20 protein-coding genes and 1 tRNA gene are annotated in these 18,659 nt (G+C 50.7%); 13 read left to right on the top strand and 8 right to left on the bottom strand.

What is annotated here, in order from left to right; genetic code table 11:
- The first annotated feature begins 45 nt into the window (after positions 1–45).
- Together WC734_02415 and WC734_02410 are read left to right on the top strand one after the other, a co-directional pair.
- On the top strand, positions 46–993 hold the full coding sequence (locus WC734_02415; protein ID MFA6197990.1) for a hypothetical protein: 948 nt from the start codon (positions 46–48) through the stop codon (positions 991–993).
- A 106-nt stretch (positions 994–1,099) separates the two neighbouring features.
- On the top strand, positions 1,100–1,915 hold the full coding sequence (locus WC734_02410) for a patatin-like phospholipase family protein (GenBank protein MFA6197989.1): 816 nt from the start codon (positions 1,100–1,102) through the stop codon (positions 1,913–1,915).
- On the opposite strand, the gene WC734_02405 is transcribed toward WC734_02410, so the two are convergent.
- Positions 1,912–2,472, bottom strand: coding sequence for a 3'-5' exonuclease (locus WC734_02405; GenBank protein ID MFA6197988.1), 561 nt, complete (start codon positions 2,470–2,472; stop codon positions 1,912–1,914). The two genes, WC734_02410 and WC734_02405, sit on opposite strands and share 4 nt — an antisense overlap.
- A 324-nt stretch (positions 2,473–2,796) precedes the next feature.
- Here WC734_02405 and WC734_02400 point away from each other — a divergent pair, with 324 nt between their 5' ends.
- On the top strand, positions 2,797–3,132 hold the full coding sequence (locus WC734_02400; protein ID MFA6197987.1) for a hypothetical protein: 336 nt from the start codon (positions 2,797–2,799) through the stop codon (positions 3,130–3,132).
- 78 nt (positions 3,133–3,210) lie between these two features.
- On the opposite strand, the gene WC734_02395 is transcribed toward WC734_02400, so the two are convergent.
- The 6 genes from WC734_02395 to WC734_02370 form a co-directional block, all read right to left on the bottom strand.
- On the bottom strand, positions 3,211–3,984 hold the full coding sequence (locus tag WC734_02395; GenBank protein ID MFA6197986.1) for a hypothetical protein: 774 nt from the start codon (positions 3,982–3,984) through the stop codon (positions 3,211–3,213).
- Positions 3,985–4,138: 154 nt separating this feature from the next.
- Positions 4,139–4,393 (bottom strand): hypothetical protein, encoded by a 255-nt coding sequence (locus WC734_02390; protein MFA6197985.1) that lies wholly within the window; start codon positions 4,391–4,393, stop codon positions 4,139–4,141.
- Between the two features lie 386 nt (positions 4,394–4,779).
- Positions 4,780–5,070: a hypothetical protein gene (locus tag WC734_02385; protein ID MFA6197984.1), complete on the bottom strand. Its 291-nt coding sequence runs from the start codon at positions 5,068–5,070 to the stop codon at positions 4,780–4,782.
- Between the two features lie 618 nt (positions 5,071–5,688).
- A tRNA-Arg gene (locus WC734_02380) sits at positions 5,689–5,763 on the bottom strand.
- A 100-nt stretch (positions 5,764–5,863) separates the two neighbouring features.
- Positions 5,864–6,817, bottom strand: a complete 954-nt coding sequence (gene xerA, locus WC734_02375; protein MFA6197983.1) for a site-specific tyrosine recombinase/integron integrase — start codon at positions 6,815–6,817, stop codon at positions 5,864–5,866.
- A gap of 159 nt (positions 6,818–6,976) precedes the next feature.
- Positions 6,977–8,089 (bottom strand): helix-turn-helix domain-containing protein, encoded by a 1,113-nt coding sequence (locus tag WC734_02370; GenBank protein ID MFA6197982.1) that lies wholly within the window; start codon positions 8,087–8,089, stop codon positions 6,977–6,979.
- A gap of 369 nt (positions 8,090–8,458) precedes the next feature.
- Here WC734_02370 and rpsO point away from each other — a divergent pair, with 369 nt between their 5' ends.
- The 5 genes from rpsO to WC734_02345 all read left to right on the top strand — a co-directional run bounded on the left by rpsO (position 8,459) and on the right by WC734_02345 (position 12,567).
- Positions 8,459–8,728 (top strand): 30S ribosomal protein S15, encoded by a 270-nt coding sequence (gene rpsO, locus WC734_02365; GenBank protein MFA6197981.1) that lies wholly within the window; start codon positions 8,459–8,461, stop codon positions 8,726–8,728.
- Positions 8,728–9,354: an NYN domain-containing protein gene (locus WC734_02360; protein ID MFA6197980.1), complete on the top strand. Its 627-nt coding sequence runs from the start codon at positions 8,728–8,730 to the stop codon at positions 9,352–9,354. The genes rpsO and WC734_02360 overlap by 1 nt, the downstream gene beginning before the upstream one ends.
- A gap of 95 nt (positions 9,355–9,449) precedes the next feature.
- A complete protein-coding gene (locus WC734_02355) occupies positions 9,450–11,723 on the top strand; it encodes a polyribonucleotide nucleotidyltransferase (GenBank protein ID MFA6197979.1) in 2,274 nt (757 codons plus the stop codon).
- Positions 11,724–11,816: 93 nt separating this feature from the next.
- Positions 11,817–12,275: a cytochrome b5-like heme/steroid binding domain-containing protein gene (locus tag WC734_02350; protein ID MFA6197978.1), complete on the top strand. Its 459-nt coding sequence runs from the start codon at positions 11,817–11,819 to the stop codon at positions 12,273–12,275.
- A gap of 67 nt (positions 12,276–12,342) precedes the next feature.
- Entirely contained in the window at positions 12,343–12,567 is a 225-nt protein-coding gene (locus WC734_02345) for a hypothetical protein (GenBank protein MFA6197977.1), read from the top strand.
- A 48-nt stretch (positions 12,568–12,615) separates the two neighbouring features.
- On the opposite strand, the gene WC734_02340 is transcribed toward WC734_02345, so the two are convergent.
- Complete coding sequence (locus WC734_02340; protein ID MFA6197976.1) at positions 12,616–13,245, bottom strand: hypothetical protein; 630 nt, start codon at positions 13,243–13,245, stop codon at positions 12,616–12,618.
- A gap of 119 nt (positions 13,246–13,364) precedes the next feature.
- Here WC734_02340 and WC734_02335 point away from each other — a divergent pair, with 119 nt between their 5' ends.
- The 5 genes from WC734_02335 (at position 13,365) to WC734_02315 (ending at position 18,629) form a co-directional block, all read left to right on the top strand.
- Positions 13,365–13,934, top strand: a complete 570-nt coding sequence (locus WC734_02335; protein ID MFA6197975.1) for a cytidylate kinase family protein — start codon at positions 13,365–13,367, stop codon at positions 13,932–13,934.
- Positions 13,915–15,561: a hypothetical protein gene (locus WC734_02330; protein ID MFA6197974.1), complete on the top strand. Its 1,647-nt coding sequence runs from the start codon at positions 13,915–13,917 to the stop codon at positions 15,559–15,561. The genes WC734_02335 and WC734_02330 overlap by 20 nt, the downstream gene beginning before the upstream one ends.
- Before the next feature lie 627 nt (positions 15,562–16,188).
- Positions 16,189–16,551, top strand: a complete 363-nt coding sequence (locus tag WC734_02325) for a TraR/DksA C4-type zinc finger protein (GenBank protein MFA6197973.1) — start codon at positions 16,189–16,191, stop codon at positions 16,549–16,551.
- A gap of 14 nt (positions 16,552–16,565) precedes the next feature.
- Positions 16,566–17,063, top strand: coding sequence for a signal peptidase II (locus tag WC734_02320; GenBank protein ID MFA6197972.1), 498 nt, complete (start codon positions 16,566–16,568; stop codon positions 17,061–17,063).
- A gap of 54 nt (positions 17,064–17,117) precedes the next feature.
- A complete protein-coding gene (locus WC734_02315) occupies positions 17,118–18,629 on the top strand; it encodes a YifB family Mg chelatase-like AAA ATPase (protein ID MFA6197971.1) in 1,512 nt (503 codons plus the stop codon).
- Positions 18,630–18,659 lie beyond the last annotated feature (30 nt).

Below are 18,659 nucleotides of genomic sequence, written 5' to 3'. Positions count from 1 at the left end.
AAAATAAAGTATATAAACACATTAATTAAATAACAAAGGAGAAAAATGAAAAGAGTATTAATCACCACTATAGTTGTAGCCATCTCGGTTCTGATAACCGGCGGCATTGTTTATGCCGCAACCACGCGAAATATTACTTCAGTATTGGGAGGAAAATCGGGAGAGGCATTTGATCTTGACGGTACTCTAATTGTGGATTCGTTGAAAGTCGGGGCGCAGGGGGCGGGCGGAGTAACTTTTTTCAACGGAACCATCATCAACGACACCAAGACTTCGGCCGGTGGTGATAATCCGGTAGCTTTTGGCGACAATGTCAGAATCGATGGCCGGGTATATCGGGGAGCGCTGGCTGGCGTGACTGACACCCAACCCTTCTTGGTAAACGATAACATGGAAGTGGCCGGCTCGTTGACCTCTGCTTCAATTTCCACTGGTGTCTTGACTGCCACGAGCCTGGTTGGCTCCGGGATTATAAGCTTGAGTAACCTAGCCAGCGATTCTGTCACCACAGCAAAGATTACTGACGGCACTATTGCCACAGCCGATTTGGCCGATAGTTCAATCACCAGCGCAAAAATCAACGATGGTACGATAGCTTCCGCTGATATTGCCAGCGGCGCGGTCACGCAAGGTGTCCAGGGTACGCTGGTCTCATATACTAATATTCTTCAAGCTGATGGTTTTGGCACCCTAACCTCTCTTTCGATTACTACCGGAGCCAGTTCGTTATTTTGTTCCTGGAGCGGGTGGGGCGACACCATTAACGACTATGAGGCAATCAGAATACAGATGCTGATGGATGGCACAGTGATTCCTGGGACGATGCGTATTACCAGGACATCGGCCGGTTTAGTCAGCACCGCCAGCTTGGAGACGCACGCGATTATATCGGTTGCGGCGGGTGCGCATACTGTAGCGCTACAATGGAGTACCGATGATACAAGTGCCAATATGTATGATAATACACTAGACTGCATCGAGCTGAAGAAATAGTATAGACAAAAACCAGCAGTTATATATAACAACGCCATAAGACAAAAAATCTTATGGTGTTTGTTTTTAGCTAGGCGTATCGGATAATAATTGATAGAATGAAAATATGAATAAAGTTAAACGATCAAAGAAGAAAATCGGAATCGCGTTGGGTTCCGGTGGCGTTAGGGGCTTGGCGCACATCGGCGTGCTGAAGCAATTAGAGAAGATGCAGATTCCGATTGATTATATTGCCGGATCGAGTATTGGCGCATTAATTGGCGCGCTCTATTCAGTTTGGGGTAGCGCGGAACGGCTGGAGAAATTTGTATTGGAACACAGCACCTTTCGGAATTGGCTGGCTTTGATGGATCCGACGCTTAAAGGGGGCTTTATGGCGGGCAATAAAGTCGAGCGGCTGTTACATACCCAGCTTAAACGCGCTAAATTTGAAGACCTAAACATTCCACTGGTTGTGGTGGCCACCGATTTACAGACCGGTGATGAGGTTCATCTGCAAACCGGGGATGTGGGACAAGCAGTGCGGAGTAGTATCGCGGCGACACCGGTTTTTACCCCCGTCAAGAAAGCCAAGTGGCTATTGGCCGATGGCGGCTTGTCCAATCCGGTACCGGACGACGTGGTTCGAACGATGGGCGCGGATATAGTGCTGGCCGTGAATCTTGATTCCAGTTTTCAGCTGACACCACTGCCGAAGCTTAACATTACCGATGTGGCCTATCGGGCGCTGACGATCATTCGGCATCATTTTTCAAACCAAACCATTTCCAATTCTGATATAATCCTCGAACCCGATATTCACGGAGAAAAATTAGTGGGATTCAATGACTTCTTTAAAATGGAAACCGTCCGGCAGAACATTTTGTCGGGAGAAATAGAGGTAAAACGCCACGCAGCTGCGATTCGCAGGATGGTTAACTAGACGGTGAAGTATTTATTGGTCAGACCCATGCGGCGGCTAACGGCCTGGAGCAGACCCAGCGTCAATCGAGCGTCAGCTAGAGCGGTGTGCGGCTCGGGTTGAGGCGGCAAAGCATATAATTGTGCCTGGCTGGACAAGCTAAGCGATTTTGGTTGAGCGAAGGTTTGACAGTGCAGCCACGCCACCGAGAAAACGTCGAAAACATGATAGTCGATTTCGAACTTCACGTTATGTTGCACACAGGCCTCTTTCAGGAACATCCAGTCAAATGAAACGTTATAGCCAGCCAATAGCCCGCCTTTGGAAAAGCCGGCAAACTCAATCAAAGCCGTTTTTAAATCTATCGCGTCGGTCCAGTTGATTGGTAGGTAGCCATTAACCTTGAGTGATTCCGGATCAGCCGTTTCAATATGGGTTGGCAGAACCTTCTTTTCGAACTGACCTATTTCGGTTGTTAAGTCAGCCGATACTCGTATAGCGCCGATTTCAATAATTTCGTTCCAGCGCGGTTTCAAGCCGGTGGTTTCTAGATCAAAGATGACAAATTCGGGAGGCATAATATACTTTAATATTTTGATTATTTACTACTCGATAAGTATAACATCAAACGGCCAATTGGTATAAATACACCAGCGGTAATTTATAGCAGCGGCCTGTCGGTTTTGTGGGCATATGTGATTGTGTTAGAGTTTGTTATCGTTTCAGCATACACCATTAGAATGAATAAATAAAAACTTTAACTAATGGTTATAGTCTAGCGCCTGTAAGGGAAATTTTATCGTTATGCGAAGAGGTAATATGGATGTATTAAAATAAATCTTGACTATATATTTCGCCCGTTATAAGATTCCGGCGGTGTTTTGGGGCCAAAGGAGGAACGGATGCCCGAAGTAACCGGCTCTGATCGTTGTGAGCACTGTGGTAGGCCGATTGGCATGGGTGAACATACCCACCGAATTGCCAGCTTTGATCCGGCCACGGGTGGCTTCCAAGCTCTCGCCAGTCAGAAGTTTCAAAGTCCCAGCCGAGAGGGCGGCGGTAACCCGGGCCAGCGGAGTATGTATGTTTGCTGTGAGGGTCATGGTCGCGAGGTATGCCCCACGGAACACTTCATCGTCTGGCTGGACGAGTTCGATCAGGCTCCCGTGGTGGTCTGGGATAGCTCAGGCCACCAGCTCGAACCTTTCTGGGGACTGAAAACGTCACCGAGCCGATAGTTGTAATGATTCGAACAGGCGAGACCTACGGGACTCGCCATTTTCTTATGCAAAATAAAATCCCTGAGCCAGAGTGGTTCAGGGGGTGTTTCGGATGACCTGATGCAGTGCGGCCAGGCCGGCTAGCAACGTCAGCTGGTGAATGGCCGAATCGGTATTGTGCGGACACAGTTCGTATCCCTGATCCAAATCGGGGTAGTCCAGATTGTATGGGTCAATACCGCACGCGTCACCCGGGCATTCCAGATGGAACCACCGAGGCGGTGTGCTGACGAAGCGACATTCGTTATGCGTCGGGAATGTCGGCACCATGGTTCTGTATACTTTCTCCATGGCCTGTTCGACTAGCGGTAGGCGCGACGGTTGGTTGCGCCTCATCCAGTCGCTTACGGCGCGACTGGCCTTGACAGTGATCGGAGCGCCATAGCAATCCCGCATTTCGATGCTGGTCGAAACGACGAACAGCTGTGGTGGTCCAGCGGTTGAGGTAAGCGGGCAGACCTGCAGTGCCCAAAACAGATATTCGAGCGTAGCGGCGACGGCATGCACAGCCGACCAGTCACCCGTCAAGACGCCAGTGATCACCGGTGGAATGGCGAATGTCATTCGGACAATACCCGAACTATCGCTTTGTGCGGTGGCACATCCGCCGAAACCCCAATGGCAGAACACGAGCATATGCCGGTAGTTCTCAAAAGGGCGAATTCCCAACAGCCGTGACTTCGACTGTGTGTCCTCAACACGGCGAGTCAATGCGTGGTCAACTTCAGCGGCCGTCTCGATCGACATGGTCACGAATAGATTCGTGCCCTTGACCCCCAGCTCGTACCAAGCCGGGATGTCTTGCTCCATAATTTTGTAAGGTTCCACAGCTCCCTCCCGGGTGGTTGTAGCCGGGCTTATCTAACCACAAAGATATAATTGAAGCAAGTATGTTTTATTAGCCGAAAAGAAAATCCCTGAGCCAGAGTGGTTCAGGGGAACTTGGGTGCCGGCGTGGCAGTGGTTACGGTGATTCCGGCGGCCTAGTCAGCGCTTGGGTGGCTTCGGCCACCAGTCGGATGTATCCGGGGTCATTGGTCACCAGCCGATCGAACTCTTCAGCCAGAAGGGCATCACCGAGGATTGACTGGATCAGGCTCTCGGGGATGGCTCCTCTGATCGAGCAACTCCTGGCTCGTTGTAGGACACCGACGGCCGCTTCGCCAAATTGTCCAGCGTGGTCGGCGACATACTTCTCGACACACGACAGTGTGTACATCTTCAATCTCCTCCGTCTCGAAGTACGTGTGGGGGGATGGACACGTGGGATACGGTGGAGCGAGTAACGCTACGTGTCTGACTTCCAATGGTGCCAACTACTAGCGCCATACCGAGCGCTGAAACAGCCATCAGGGTTAGAAATCCATAGTACACAACGGAGCCTGAAGGATGCGATCCGTGGTAGTATGTAACGATGGTTCCGACAGTGAAACCGGCGACAAACAAAGAGCGCAGTGTTCTCATGATCCACCTCCAAGTTTGTCCAATAGACCCGGGCAATCTAATTCAGACAGTCTTGTCAGGCGAATCTAACCATAAAACCAGCCGGAAGGCAAGACCCCGCGGCACATTACCCGCTAATAAACTGACAATATATTTTACCAACTACGCTGCTTTTCGAAGTATACCCCCAGCCCATTTCTTGGCTCGGGCAATTACAGCTCTTGGAACATCTCTTTTGTCCGCCGTACCTTCAACCGCGTCAATATTAATTTTACCATTACGCAGGGCACAGGTTAGGACGTAGCCTTCCACCTCAAGTCTCACTCGGTGATTGATATGGTCAACCTCCGGCGCTTCTCCATCATGCTTTTCTGAACGCTCCGAACCCGATTTAGCCGGTTCGGTAGGGAAAAGGTTTTCTTGAATAGGATGGATTTCTATTTCACGAGACATAACCAATGGGGTAATAAATATTTGAATTGTACCCCTATATTTTACCTCTAGAAATATTCCTAACGCAAGCTGGCCAAATAGAAAAGCGGGCTCAGGTGAAACCCGAAACCGCTTCAGGAGAAGCCACGGGCAGCCAGTGACCTCACGCCCGAGTCTCCTCGTACCACGCGTAGCCGTCCTTCTGGGCGGCGAGCTTGAACCCGGGTTCCGGTTTGTGCTGACACTGACTCGAAATCAGCACATGTTGGATCCGATGATGCTCGATCACCTCACCAGTTGGAACCGTAACCTTGAGTCGGCATTTACGGTCCGAGCACTCACAATCCAGTTCGACTAAGGTGTCGTTTCCCATGACCGAACCTCCTTCTAAACGCCCTGGCAGATCAATTCAAGTTTATCATTATAATATAAAAAAGTCAAACAAATTTGACATAATGAAAGTCTTATTAAAACAAACATTCCCTGACGCGGTCGGCAAGATACGATTGAAAAATATAACGTAAGTAGAATGGTGTTCTGGTGTCCCCAGGAACCCCGCAACCTCGCTACGCTCGGTGCGGGATCTTCGTCCCGCTAGGCGGGACTTCGAAAATCGGACCTGTGTTAAGTTGTTGTCTGTGGTGTCCCCGAGAGGAATCGGACCTCTATCCGCAGCTTAGAAGGCTGCTGTTCTATCCGTTGAACTACGGGGACATGTAAAAAAATTGTTCTATCCGTTGCCCCGAACCACATAGAGTTCGGGGTTCGCCTTGAGCGGAAACTATGGGGACCCGAATTATGAACAATACGATGTTTACTTCGCAGAGTCAACTGATTTTGATGGCTTGCGCTTGCGGTCGTGAAATGATTTGTACACGTCGCGCAATTGCTGGTTCGTGATATGGGTATAGATTTGCGTGGTGGTGATAGAGGAATGCCCGAGTAGCGATTGGACCGAACGGATGTCAGCGCCGCCGGTTAATAAATCGGTGGCATATGAATGGCGCAGAGCGTGCGGGGTGATCCGCTTGGTGATGCCGACCGACTTGGCGTATTTCTGCACCAGGCGCTGGATGCTTCTGGGCGTGAGCGGCTCCTGCTGTCCTGTTTGAGCGGCGCGGTCGTGGCGGATAAACACGGACAACGAAGCATCATGCCGCGCGTCGAGATACTCTTTTAGCCAGTGCTTGGCCTGGTTCGATAAGAAGACCAGACGCAACTTGCTGCCCTTGCCCCGCACTGTAAATTCATCCTTCACGAGGTTGATCTGATCGGTGGTTAGGTTTGCCAGTTCCGAGACGCGCAGGCCGGTGGAGAAAAATAGTTCCAGGATTGCCTTGTCCCGTTTTTGAATGATCGGTGATTCATTTGATTTTGAAGGCGCACCTAGCAATCGTTCCAGATCCTCACCTTCAAGGAAGCTGACCTGTCGCTCGGGCATCTTAGCCAGTTCGATCTTTTCCGGTGCCAGCGCCTTGATGTCGCGCTTGGACAGATATTTTAGAAATGCCCGGAGCGCGATCAAATAGTAATTCTGCGTGCTCTTTTTGAGATTTTCTTTCTTTTGGCTTTGCTGGCGGTTGAGCCACAGGCGAAAATTGCGGACGGCGTCGATATCGATTGACTCGGCTGTCTTTAGCTTTGACCATTCCACGAAACGATTGAGGTACGCTTGGTAGTTGCGCTTCGTGGCCAGACTACAATTACGCTCGATCTCAAGATAGTCGAGGAAGTCCTGGATAAGTTGGGGGAGCGGATGTGGAGCCATATAGAATAATTTTACGACACAATCACAGAAATGTAAAATTTAGAATTCAAAATTCAAAATTAACAATGCGAAATAAAGATGACATAGAGTGCTTCCGTATAATAAGAAAAAGCTCCTTGCACAGAGGTTGTCCTAATGTGTGCAGAGAGCCTTGTGTGATCAGTTGAGCCAACGACCAAGTTCTTTCGAGAGGACGCTCGTTCGTGGCAGTGTCTTGTGTACTTCCTCGCTCACCGAGCGAAACGTCTCACCGTGCCCGGAGCCATGAAGATGGCGCCAGCGGGCAAGTTCGAGCTTCGCTTCAGCTCTCGTCTCGTCAGAAATCGAGACGTTAGAGCGGGCAAGTTCGTACGCCCTTGTAACTTCGCCCATAAACGGCGTCGGTGACCTTCCGAATGCAATCAGTGCATTGCGACGTAACCCAAGCGGAGGAGTAACTCCCAGTTCTGCAAGCGGGTCGATCATCCACACGATCCGTCGTTCCGCATTTACTGCGGCCAACTCGATCTGGGATCGCTGGTCCTGGCCGCCGATGTAGGCTACCGGCCGATCGGCCCACCCGGGAAGCGGTGAAAGAAACTCTCGGACTCCCAGACCCGCCGTTTGACGATGCCAGTCACACGCGTGATCCTGTGTTGCGAGTTCACGCAGATCACCGTGCGATCGGCGGCATCCAGCGCGGACGAGCAGCATAGTTTCATGCAAGTCCGCCGGTGGTACGATCTTCACGGTCTCTGGTTCCCAGAGCGTACGCAACAAGTCATCGGGACTGATCGGATCATCCCCTCTGCCGAAGCGACACGTCGGAAGCGAAAACGCAATGTACGGGACACCAGATTCGTATGACGGAGATACCTGCTGCAATGCGCTCAGCGTCTCCCAGACGTATCTGCGTAGACACCACTCGTTGTACAGCACAACGTCAACGTATCCCATGAGCAGCGCGTCGAGCATCCGATTGTCCCACGGAAGCGACACGAACACCACCGGACAGCCGAACCTGTCATAGGCATCCCCCAACGCCCCCAGCACGGGAAGCGTGGTATCGCTGAACTCGCAGCAAATGCCGATACGCAGTAGCGGAAACGTCTTTCTGGTACCCGACGCTCCGTTGTCGAGCCGTTTAAGCGCTGCCAGTGACGAACCGCGCGGTTTTGACAATCCAGATTCCCACCGTGTGATGGTACGCAGATTCACATCCAGCCGCTGGGCAAGTTCGACTTGGGTAATGCCCAACTTGCCACGAAGCTTCTTCACGTCAATGACTGACATCGAGCACCCCTTTCTAAAGGAAAGAGCCACCATGAAACTGTTGACTACTTCTTACATGATATTTCCTTTATTGTCAATACAAGAATTAATATCAAATGAAAGGTGAATCGACCGGCGACATGTGATGATATCGAACCAGCCGTGAGGGTCGTGCCTTCATTCAGTATTTATCATTATTTAGTGGGATTGCTTCGCTCTCCTCGAATACTCGTCGGGCTCGCAATGACGGGTGGGAAAAACGCTCATCGTAGCAAAATTGACACAATTAAGCGTACGTGGTACTGTGCTGGGTGATATTATCATTTATACGGTGGCTTGGTTGGGCCAGAACAGACCCTACTCGGACACCGCGGACCCAGAAAGGACGTTATGCCAATCGACAAAGCCAAAAAGGAGGAGCTGATCCAGAAGTTCAAGACGCACGCCAAGGACACCGGCTCATCTGAAGTGCAGGTAGCGATTTTAACTGAAGAGATCCTTCAGTTGACCGAACATCTCAAGCTCCACAAGAAAGACTTTTCCTCACGTCGCGGGTTGCTCCGCAAGGTGGGACAGCGTCGCCGGTTGCTCAAGTATCTCGAAAAAGAGAACAACGAGAGCTATCTGTCGCTGATTAAGAAACTCAAGCTCAAAAAATAATGATCCAGCACACTGAACAAAGAGTGGGCGTCTTCGTAGATGTCCAGAATATGTATTACTCGGCCAAGAACATTTATCAAGCCAAGGTCAACTTCGGAAAAATATTGGAAACCGCTATTGCCGGACGCAAGCTGATCCGGGCTTTCGCGTATGTTATTCGAGCCGAAGCGCCGGAGGAGCAAAGCTTCTTTGACGCGCTCAGCAAGCAGGGCTTCGAGGTTCGGAGCAAAGATCTGCAAGTATTTTACGGCGGCCAGAAAAAGGGCGACTGGGATGTCGGCATTGCCATTGACGCGATTCGTCTGGCACCAAAGCTGGACTCGGTTGTACTGGTGAGCGGCGACGGTGATTTCATTCCGTTGGTGGAGTATCTGCGCTATAACGGCCAGCAAGTCGAGGTGGTGGCCTTCAGCCGATCATCTTCATCCCGCCTGATGGAATCATGCGATGAATTTACCGATCTGTGCGCCGATGAGGATAAATATCTGATCAAGAGCAATTTCAGCCTGCGCCGTTTGGTCAATCCCATGCGTTCGAAAAATCGGCATCAACCTATTGATACAGCGCCAAATGGTCAGCGGGATAATGGCAGCCGAGACAATCAAAACAGCTTATCAATTAAGTAAGTCATAATTAACGCTCTGGCCGGCAGACCGACAGACTTTTTACCCACGATCGTGGAAGTCTGGAGTCTGAAGGCCAGGCACAAGGAAACACAGTTATGCCAGTGAAACAGTTCGAAACCGAAATCGGTGGCAAGAAACTGACCATCGAGGTCGGTCGTTTTGCCGGACAGGCCGACGGCGCCTGCACGGTTCGGTACGGCGACACCGTCGTACTCGCCACCGCCGTTATGAGCAGCAAACAGCGCGAAGGAATTGATTACTTCCCGCTGCTAGTCGATTACGAAGAGCGTCTCTACGCGGCCGGTAAAATCAAGGGTTCCCGCTTCATCAAGCGCGAGGGCCGACCGACCGATGAGGCGATTTTGACGTCTCGATTGGTGGATCGTTCCATCCGTCCGTTCTTCAATGAAACAATTCGCAATGATGTTCAGGTGGTTATCACCTGTCTGTCGGTCGATCAGGAAAACGATTCCGATCTGCCGGGCTTGATTGCCGCTTCATGCGCCCTGAGTATTTCCCGCATCCCCTGGGCCGGTCCCGTGGCCGGTGTTCGGGTAGGCCAGATCAATGGCGAATGGGTGCTGAACCCAACCTACGAGGCTCGCGAAAAGTCTATTCTCGACCTGGTAGTGGTTGGCAATACCGACAAGATAGTAATGCTGGAGGCCGGCGCCAAAGAAGTACCCGAAAATGTGGTAATCGATGGTTTGAAATTTGGCCAGAAGCACATCAAGAAAATACTTGAACTGATCAGCACGGTGCAAAAAGATCTGGGTGTGCCGAAAATCGCCGTTCCCGAACCGACTGATGAAGAAAAACAGGCCGCGGAACTCCTGAATAAGAAAGTAACAGAATTCGCCGCACCAAAAGTCCAGGCCATATTGGACATGACAGAAAAGACCGCGCGGGCTGAAGCCAAGACAGCCGCGTTGGCCGAGCTTGATGAACAGCTCAAGAGCGATAATAACGTCAGCAAGGAGCTGCGTTTGAAAGCGCCGGCGATATTCGAACATCTGATGGATGAGTCAGTCCGCCGCCGGGTGCTAGATACCGGCGTCCGCGCCGACGGTCGGAAGCCGGACGAAATCCGCACGCTAACCGCTGAAGTTGGATTGCTGCCGCGGACGCACGGTTCGGGCTTGTTCCAGCGCGGTGAAACGCAGGTACTCTCGATTGTAACGCTGGGCAGTCCCGGTGATGAGCTGGTACTCGATACGATGGAAGAGAGTGGCAAGAAACGCTATATGCACCACTATAACTTCCCCGGCTTCTCGGTGGGTGAAGTGGCGCCATTGCGCGGCCCCGGACGCCGGGAGATTGGACATGGCGCGCTGGCTGAAAAAGCCCTAGTGCCGGTACTGCCGGACAAGGAAGCGTTTCCCTACACGATTAGGGTGGTATCAGAGGTGCTGTCGTCCAACGGATCATCTTCAATGGCTTCGACCTGCGGGTCAACGCTGGCTCTGATGGACGCGGGCGTGCCGATCACCAAGCCGGTAGCCGGTATTTCCACGGGTCTAATGACCGATGAGGCTACGGGTAAGTTCGTGCTGTTGACCGATATCCAGGGCATGGAAGATCATGTCGGTGAAATGGATTTCAAAATTACCGGCACCAAAGACGGTATCACGGCCATTCAGCTGGATATCAAAAACAGCGGCTTGACCATGGAAGTCTGTGAGCAGACATTTGTCCGCTCCAAATCGGCGCGCGATATCATATTGGCCAAGATGGCTGAGTCGATCGCCGAGCCGCGACCGGAATTGTCACAGTATGCGCCGCGTATTACATCAATCAGAATTGATCCAGCTAAGATCCGCGACGTGATCGGCAAAGGCGGTGAGACAATCAATGAAATTATTGATCAATGCGGCGGTAAAGACGTGATCAAGATCGATATCGAGGATGATGGTCTGATTATGATCACTTCACATAGCTCAGAAATGTCGGACAAGGCGACTGAGTGGATCAAACAGCTGACCTACGATGTCCAGATTGGTGAAGAGTTTGAGGGCAAGGTGACTCAGATTGTGGCCGATCGAAACAGCGGCGCGGAAATCGGTGCCATTGTTGAGTTCATGCCCGGCAAAGATGGGATGGTCCACATATCCGAATTATCAGAGGAGCGCGTACCGGACGTAAGCTCGGTGGTCAAAGTCGGCGACACGATAAAGGTAAAAGTCATGGAAGTCGATAAGGAGCGTGGCCGCATTAGCCTGTCGCACAAGGCGGTCGGCAAGTCCGCGGAAGAAATCGCGGCGACGCGCAATGCCGCCCGGCCCCGACGGCCATTCGGACACTCGGGTGGATTCCACGGCAACGGCCCCCGGGGTGGCGGTCACAACGACCGGCGGGGACGGTTCTTCTAAAGAACTCTCGTCATATCCACGGCTATACCGACGCAGGCGGAAATATCTCCGCCTGCGTTTTGGCATTGAAGAGGTATCTGATATACTGTAGGCATGAAAAAAGAACTTTATTTTGGAATCGTCGGGGTGATTGCCGTATTGATCCTTGCCGGCTACTACGCTGGCCAGTATTCCGGCAAAAAGGCCAATCCTGCGGTTGGTAATACCCAGGCCTTATCGAACCTGTCTGATAACACCGTTGCGTTGACGACTGCCGAGGTGCTTAAACATGGCGACCGGTCCGACTGCTGGCTGATCATGAATGGTAGTGTGTATAACGTGACTGGGTATCTGAATAGCCATCCGGGCGGTGTGGCGGGCATTGTCCAATACTGCGGCCGTGACGCGACCCAAGGTTACGATACCAAAGGCGGTCGGGGCACGATGCATTCCGGTATGGCTGACCGTGATTTACGGCAGTTGCTGATTGGCGCCTTGAATGCGACCGTCAATTCCCAGCAGGTTCAGAATACAAACAGCGTTTATAATTTTAGCGGAGGCGACGATGACTAAATGGTTTCACTTCGCACGTCTATTCCATAGATTATTGGTATTAATTATTTTCGTTTTGATTCTGTTTATGGCCGGGACCGGCTTGCTGATGAAATATTCTTCCTTCAGTTCTGAACATTTGACGTTTATCGATTTGGGTGCGGTGCGTTATTTGCATAATAAGTTAAGCGTCATCACGACAGTTGTATTTGTCATCATGGCTATAACCGGGTTATTGATGTATTTCATTCCGCCCCTGATCCGTCGGTGTCACATTACTTCCAAACCCGAGACGGCTGATCCATCTAGCTAATATTAAAGAAAGACGGCCGGAGGTGGCTCGGGCCGTTTTGGTCTGGACTTAAACTGGGATTGCGTTCGAGTGTCTTGAGCCAGGAGGATAGGAGTGTGCCAACTTAGCATCCAGTTCCATCACCTGGCAGGCTCCAATCGGTGAAAGAACTACGTGGCCGCCGAGCATCTGATCCAGCAAGTCGTAATCGCAATGCAGTTGCAGCGCCAGATCGTCGAGAGCGATATGCGCGCGCACCAAGTGCAGTCCCAGAATGACCACCTGATGGCAGAGGTAATATGGCAATGGGACGGGATACCCCATCTCCAGCAGCCAGTACCAGATCAGAGCCTCAGTCAGGCTGTCAAAACACCTCGTTTCTTCGGTTTCTGATGCGATACGTGTGGCGATTACCGACGGAATGGGGTGCCTCTTACGGTGAAGTTTGGAATAGTGGCGCCAAGCCACCCGAGGATTTACACCGGTTGATCGGCGTAGTCCGGGAGCCAGCACGATCTGGGTAAGCAGAAACGACATCTTTCCCCGCAGTTCCCTGGGCGGCCGGGCGCTATTGACGAGCCACTGGCTCCAGACTGATTCCGGAACGTTGAAAAGATGGCTGGCGAAATCGTTGAGATCCGGGTTGTTGAGGCTAGTCAGCCAGATTAACCCCTGTTTGAAACCCAGCAAATGTTTCACAACGCCCCCCCCAGTTGGTGATTGAGATTCAGCCGACTTCTGTTGGCGGTAACTTTATCCAATGAACACAATATTGTCAACCCGTTTACTGATGCGAATTTGTTTGCTACAGTACAGGTATGATTATTTCAATTTCCGGCATGCCGGGTTCAGGCAAGACGACTAATGGCCGATATTTGGCGCAGGAACTCGGTTATAAATTTTATGGAATGGGAATTTTGCGTCGCGAAATGGCGCGCCAACGGGGATGGACAATCAAAGAATTAAACCAGGTTGGCGAAACGCAAGAGTTCACGGATAAGGAGGTTGATGATTTCCAAGCTAAGCTGGGACAGACTAGTGATAACTTCGTGGTTGACGGCTGGACGTCGTTTTATTTTATCCCGCACTCATTTAAAATATTTTTACAATGTGATCTGCGTACCGGCGCGGCTAGGATATGGAAGGAGCTGCAGAAAGACGGGATCACGCGCAATGAGGGTCGGGAATTGCATACAGTGGAAGATGTGGAAAAAGACCTGGCGATTAGAATTGAGAGCTCGCGCCGGCGTTATTTGAAATATTACGGGATTGATTATATGAAATTGGATCAGTACGATTTGGTACTGGATACCAGCCATCTAACGCCTGAAGAAGTTAACCAACGCTTGCTAGAGGAGGTAAACAAAAATGTGGTGGCAGCCAAATAAACCTGCAGTCGAACGGTCGGCTCTAATAGCTATTATCGGTGGAGTGGCGGTGCTTATCTTCATTGCCGTCGTTACTTTTGGCGTTCAACATTGGCCGCTATGGAAACATACCTATACGCTGGATCAGTATGCACCGCGTGACGTGTCGGTATATTTGCACGTGGATTTGAGCACTCGGCAAATGAAGCGCTGGGATACGGAGCAAGCTATGGCGCGTTGGTCAACAGTGATGACAGCACTGGAAGATAAGTTAAAAAGTAGCACGGCCTCGTCAACCGATGCATTGGAAATGGCTAAGTATATTGGGACAGAAATTGCTTTCGTACAGCTAACCGTGGCCAATCAGCCGGAGAACGTGATATTGATAAAAACCAAATCGGCTGACAAGTTTGAGGCCGCACTGCGCCGGGCGGTGCCATCGCACTTATTACCGCAAGAAAAGAACGTCTGGATATCCGATGATGTTTCGGATATTTTCAGTCTCGCCTCAATGATTACACCTCAATTCAAGGCAGCGGCGCGACACGTCTACTGGACGAATATTGACAACGGCATATACATTTTATCTTCCACGCCAAAGTTCATTTTGGACGCGAAAAAAAACGATGGAAAATACCGCAATTCAATTGGCGATGCCATAGCGGGGTATCGTATTGGCGCGCCACTGATTAGCGGCTTTTTGCCAATAGAAAATATCTGGTCGGCCACCCAGACAAATCCAGATCTAAAGGAATATTCAACACAGTTGGGCGGAGCAACAACGGAGCCGGTTTATGTCGAGCTGAATGCTGACAACGACTATGTTTGGGGGCAAATACGCAACTACTCTCAGCGGCTGTTTGACCGATTGTCTACCAGTGATGCCGAGTCGTTAGCATTGGGTTCACGTCTGAATCTACCCACGCAATATCGTCTGGCATATCTGCATTTATCTTTGGGAAAAATACTTGAACAACTCACTGGGTCAGGCGAAAAAGCAGCGCCGCTTCAGTCATGGGTAACGTTTGTCAAGCAGCAATTAGGTGCCGACTGGGATAAAGAGATAGCACCGATTGTCGATTCGCCAGCTGATCTGATCCTGGGTTCGACAGATGTTGCCAAAAAGTCGCCGCCATTCTTACTGGCTCTGTTGCCGACCTCAACTGATACTCTAAATAATCAGCTGAACAATTTAGAAGCTTTGTTTCGCCGCCTAGCCGGTCAGCTATACCCACGCGAAGTGCCGACCACTTTGATTGATGGTACGCAGGTAACCGAACTTGTGCCGGATCCACAAACCAATGCTTGGCGCGCTTGGACGGGCGATGGTGCGCTGGAATCATTTCAGATAATGGATCTGCCAACGGGCGGACAGCTTTTGCTGGGTCGATTAAACGGACAGAATATTATCACCAATTCCACCGAACTGTTGAAGACTGTCGCTCAACCAAAGCCATCTTTAGAGATTAATACCGGTAATTGTCTCAGTCGGATTCATGGCAACGAGCTGGTTGTGGTACCAGGCAGTGGTTTAGTAAATCAAACCTCACTGATTAACAAATTCGAATCGCTGTATCTGGCTAACGGCAGCGATGGCAATCGGATAAGCCTGATGTTTTGCATGATGCTGCCGCGGGCTAACCATTAATTGGTTAATGCACAGCGTTTGCGTTGCCAAAGTGTGGAAAAAGTGGGCTCATAAATACAATCGAATTAAAATACGCTAATATTACAATAAATACGGCTATTGACAAGGTCGTTTTTATTTGCTATACTTCTGTCAGATGCTTTGAAAACCTATCGTTTCATTCCATAACGGTGTGAAAAACTGCTCCGCAAAGCATTTGGGAGCTGGAAATTTCATACTGTTCGAATAACTTGCCCTTCCGGCGGGCTGAAACAAAAAGAACTCCTCCCAAAAAGAGAGGAAAACAAAAACAAAAAGGTACATCTTATCGCTTCGGTGATGAGGCAGTACCGCAAGAATGGTATGAATCAATCATGATTGAAAGCCGGATAGACCATGAATAAGGGAACTGACCGACATACTCTGTCGGGCTGCTACAGCGCTTCGCTTAGCCACGAAGTTGGGCGCTGCAGCAGCCCAAGGAGTTGAGTCAATTCCTTGGGCGTCATTCGCTCCATTAATTAAATTATTGGGGGCTCGAAGACGCCCTTTAAAATTGGAAAGAAAAGCTTAGCCGACCCAGCTACCCCGCGCCAGGGCAGTGTGTTATAATAGAGCGGTTTCAATCTACAGACTAAATATACCCCCATGGACTCCAAATTTATCGCCGAAATCAAAGCTCGGTTACTCCAGCAAAAAACCGCGCTACAGACCCAAGTAAATGACTCAACCAAACAAGGCACCTCATCTGATGATGATGCCGGTACTCGGTTTCCTCAATATGGTATTTCACCGGACGACAACGCGCTGGAAGTATCCAACTACCAGGATAGCATTTCAGTACAACATGGATTACAGGAAGAGCTGGATCAGATCGAACGCGCGTTGAAGCAGATCGAACAAGGCACATATGGTGTATGCAGTAACTGCGGCCAAGCCATACCCAAGGAACGGTTACAAATATTTCCCGCCGCTACTGTGTGCGTAGTTTGTTCCAAAGCCAAACCGTAAGTCAGATTCGATTGATGCGATACCGCACAACAGTTATCGGTCTAGTCAGTCTGGCCGGCGCGTTGCTGGCCGATCAGTTTTTCAAACTAGCCGTCCAGACGCGTTTGAATCAGATGACGACTGAAACATTTGTCGGACCTTTGCGGCTGGGATATTATCCCAACGCCGGCATTGGTTTTGGAATTCAATTACCCATTTGGCTGATCGCTGGAACGGTTGGTCTGGTCGTCATCGGATTGGCTGCCTGGTTGTTGCGTGCGCATCATCGAATCGCCCCGATGGTAAGTTGGGGGGTTGGGCTGATATTGATCGGTGCCATTTCAAACCTGTTTGATCGGATGATGTATGGCCACGTAATAGACGTATTCAATTTCAACGACTGGTCGGTATTCAACATCGCCGACGTGTGGATTATCGTGGGTGTGTTTGTTATTGTTGTTGGAATATCTTCAAAGAGAAATGCCACACCAAGTCCGAAAAGGATGCCATCGCAAGACTTGCCAAATAATTAATGATCGTTTAGAATACACTGTGACAGGCAGGCGAGATGACTCGGCTGTTATTTTATGTCTATCCATGTTTATTCAGCCACGGTCACCGGGCTCGATGCCGAACCGATCGAGGTGGAAGCGGACATTAGTTTTGGTTTAACCCGCTGCCTGATCGTCGGCCTGCCTGACGCGGCAGTCCAGGAAGCGCGCGAGCGGGTACGTTCAGCTATTCGTCACAGCGGCTTCAAATGGCCCAATACGCACGTAACAGTTAATTTGGCACCGGCTGACCTGCGGAAAGAAGGCCCCGCGTTTGATTTGCCGATCGCGTTAAGCGTGCTGATGGCTTCGCGTCAATTTATCGTAGACGATCAGGAAGCCTTATTCATCGGCGAATTATCTTTGGAGGGAGAAGTTAGGCCCGTATCGGGTGCTTTGCCTGTGGCGCTGGCAGCGCGTCGGCACGGTTACCGGCGCATCTTTGTACCGGCTGACAATGCAGCTGAAGCGGCCATTATTGACGACATCGATATCCACCCGGTGAAATGTTTAAATGATGTAATTAAGCATTACACCGGCGAAAATTTAATACCATCTTATCAGCGTGAGCCGGTATCAATTCCAGACGATCAAACATACCCAGTCGATTTTAGCCAGATCAAAGGCCAGACGCGAGCCAAGCGGGCGCTCGAAATCGCTGCGGCTGGCGGCCACAACGTCTTTTTGTCTGGACCGCCGGGGTCGGGTAAAACCATGTTGGCCAAGGCGCTAATTTCCATCATGCCGCCGATGGATATATCAGAAGCGCTTGATGTGACGAGGATTTACAGTGTAGCCGGCTTGGTGACCTCTGATGAACCGTTAATAATACGGCGGCCATTCCGATCACCGCATCACACCGCGTCATCGGTGGCACTAATCGGCGGCGGGCGCTTGCCCCGGCCCGGGGAAATATCATTGGCGCATAGGGGTGTGTTGTTTTTGGATGAATTTCCCGAGTTTCCACGCCCGGTGCTGGAAAGTCTGCGCCAGCCGCTGGAAGACGGCACCATCACAATAAATCGGATCAACGGCAGTTTGAAATTCCCCGCTCGGTTTGTATTAGTGGCGGCTCAAAATCCCTGCCCGTGCGGTTATGCCAGCGATCCAGAGATAGCCTGCCGGTGTTCGGCCTGGCAGATTGCCCGCTATCAGCAGAAGATATCCGGACCATTGCTGGATCGGATCGATTTGCATCTCACGGTTCCCCGCGTCAAGGTCGATGATCTGGTCTCGGCTCAAGCCGCTGAGCCATCAGATGTGATTCGTCATCGGGTAGTCGGTGCCCGCCAGCGCCAGCTGGAACGTTTTCGTACGACGAGCATTATTGTCAACGCCGAGATGGATCAGCCGTTAATAGAACGTTATTGTCAATTAGGCCGGCCGGCCGCGGAGTTATTGAAGAATGCTTTGACTCATATGCAACTATCAGCGCGGTCGTATTCGCGGGTATTAAAAATCAGCCGCACGATTGCTGACCTTGAGGCAGTCGATACTATTACTACCGCTCATATCGCGGAAGCCTTGCAGTATCGGACGATGGGGTAGTATATACACGTAGGCGACCAAGCGCTTGAT

The sequence above is a fragment of the Patescibacteria group bacterium genome (assembly GCA_041661625.1).
Lineage (GTDB): Bacteria > Patescibacteriota > Patescibacteriia > JAHIZJ01 > JAHIZJ01 > JBAZUB01.
Note: the sequence above shows the minus strand (reverse complement) of the source record. Positions and strands in the feature narration are given on the sequence as shown.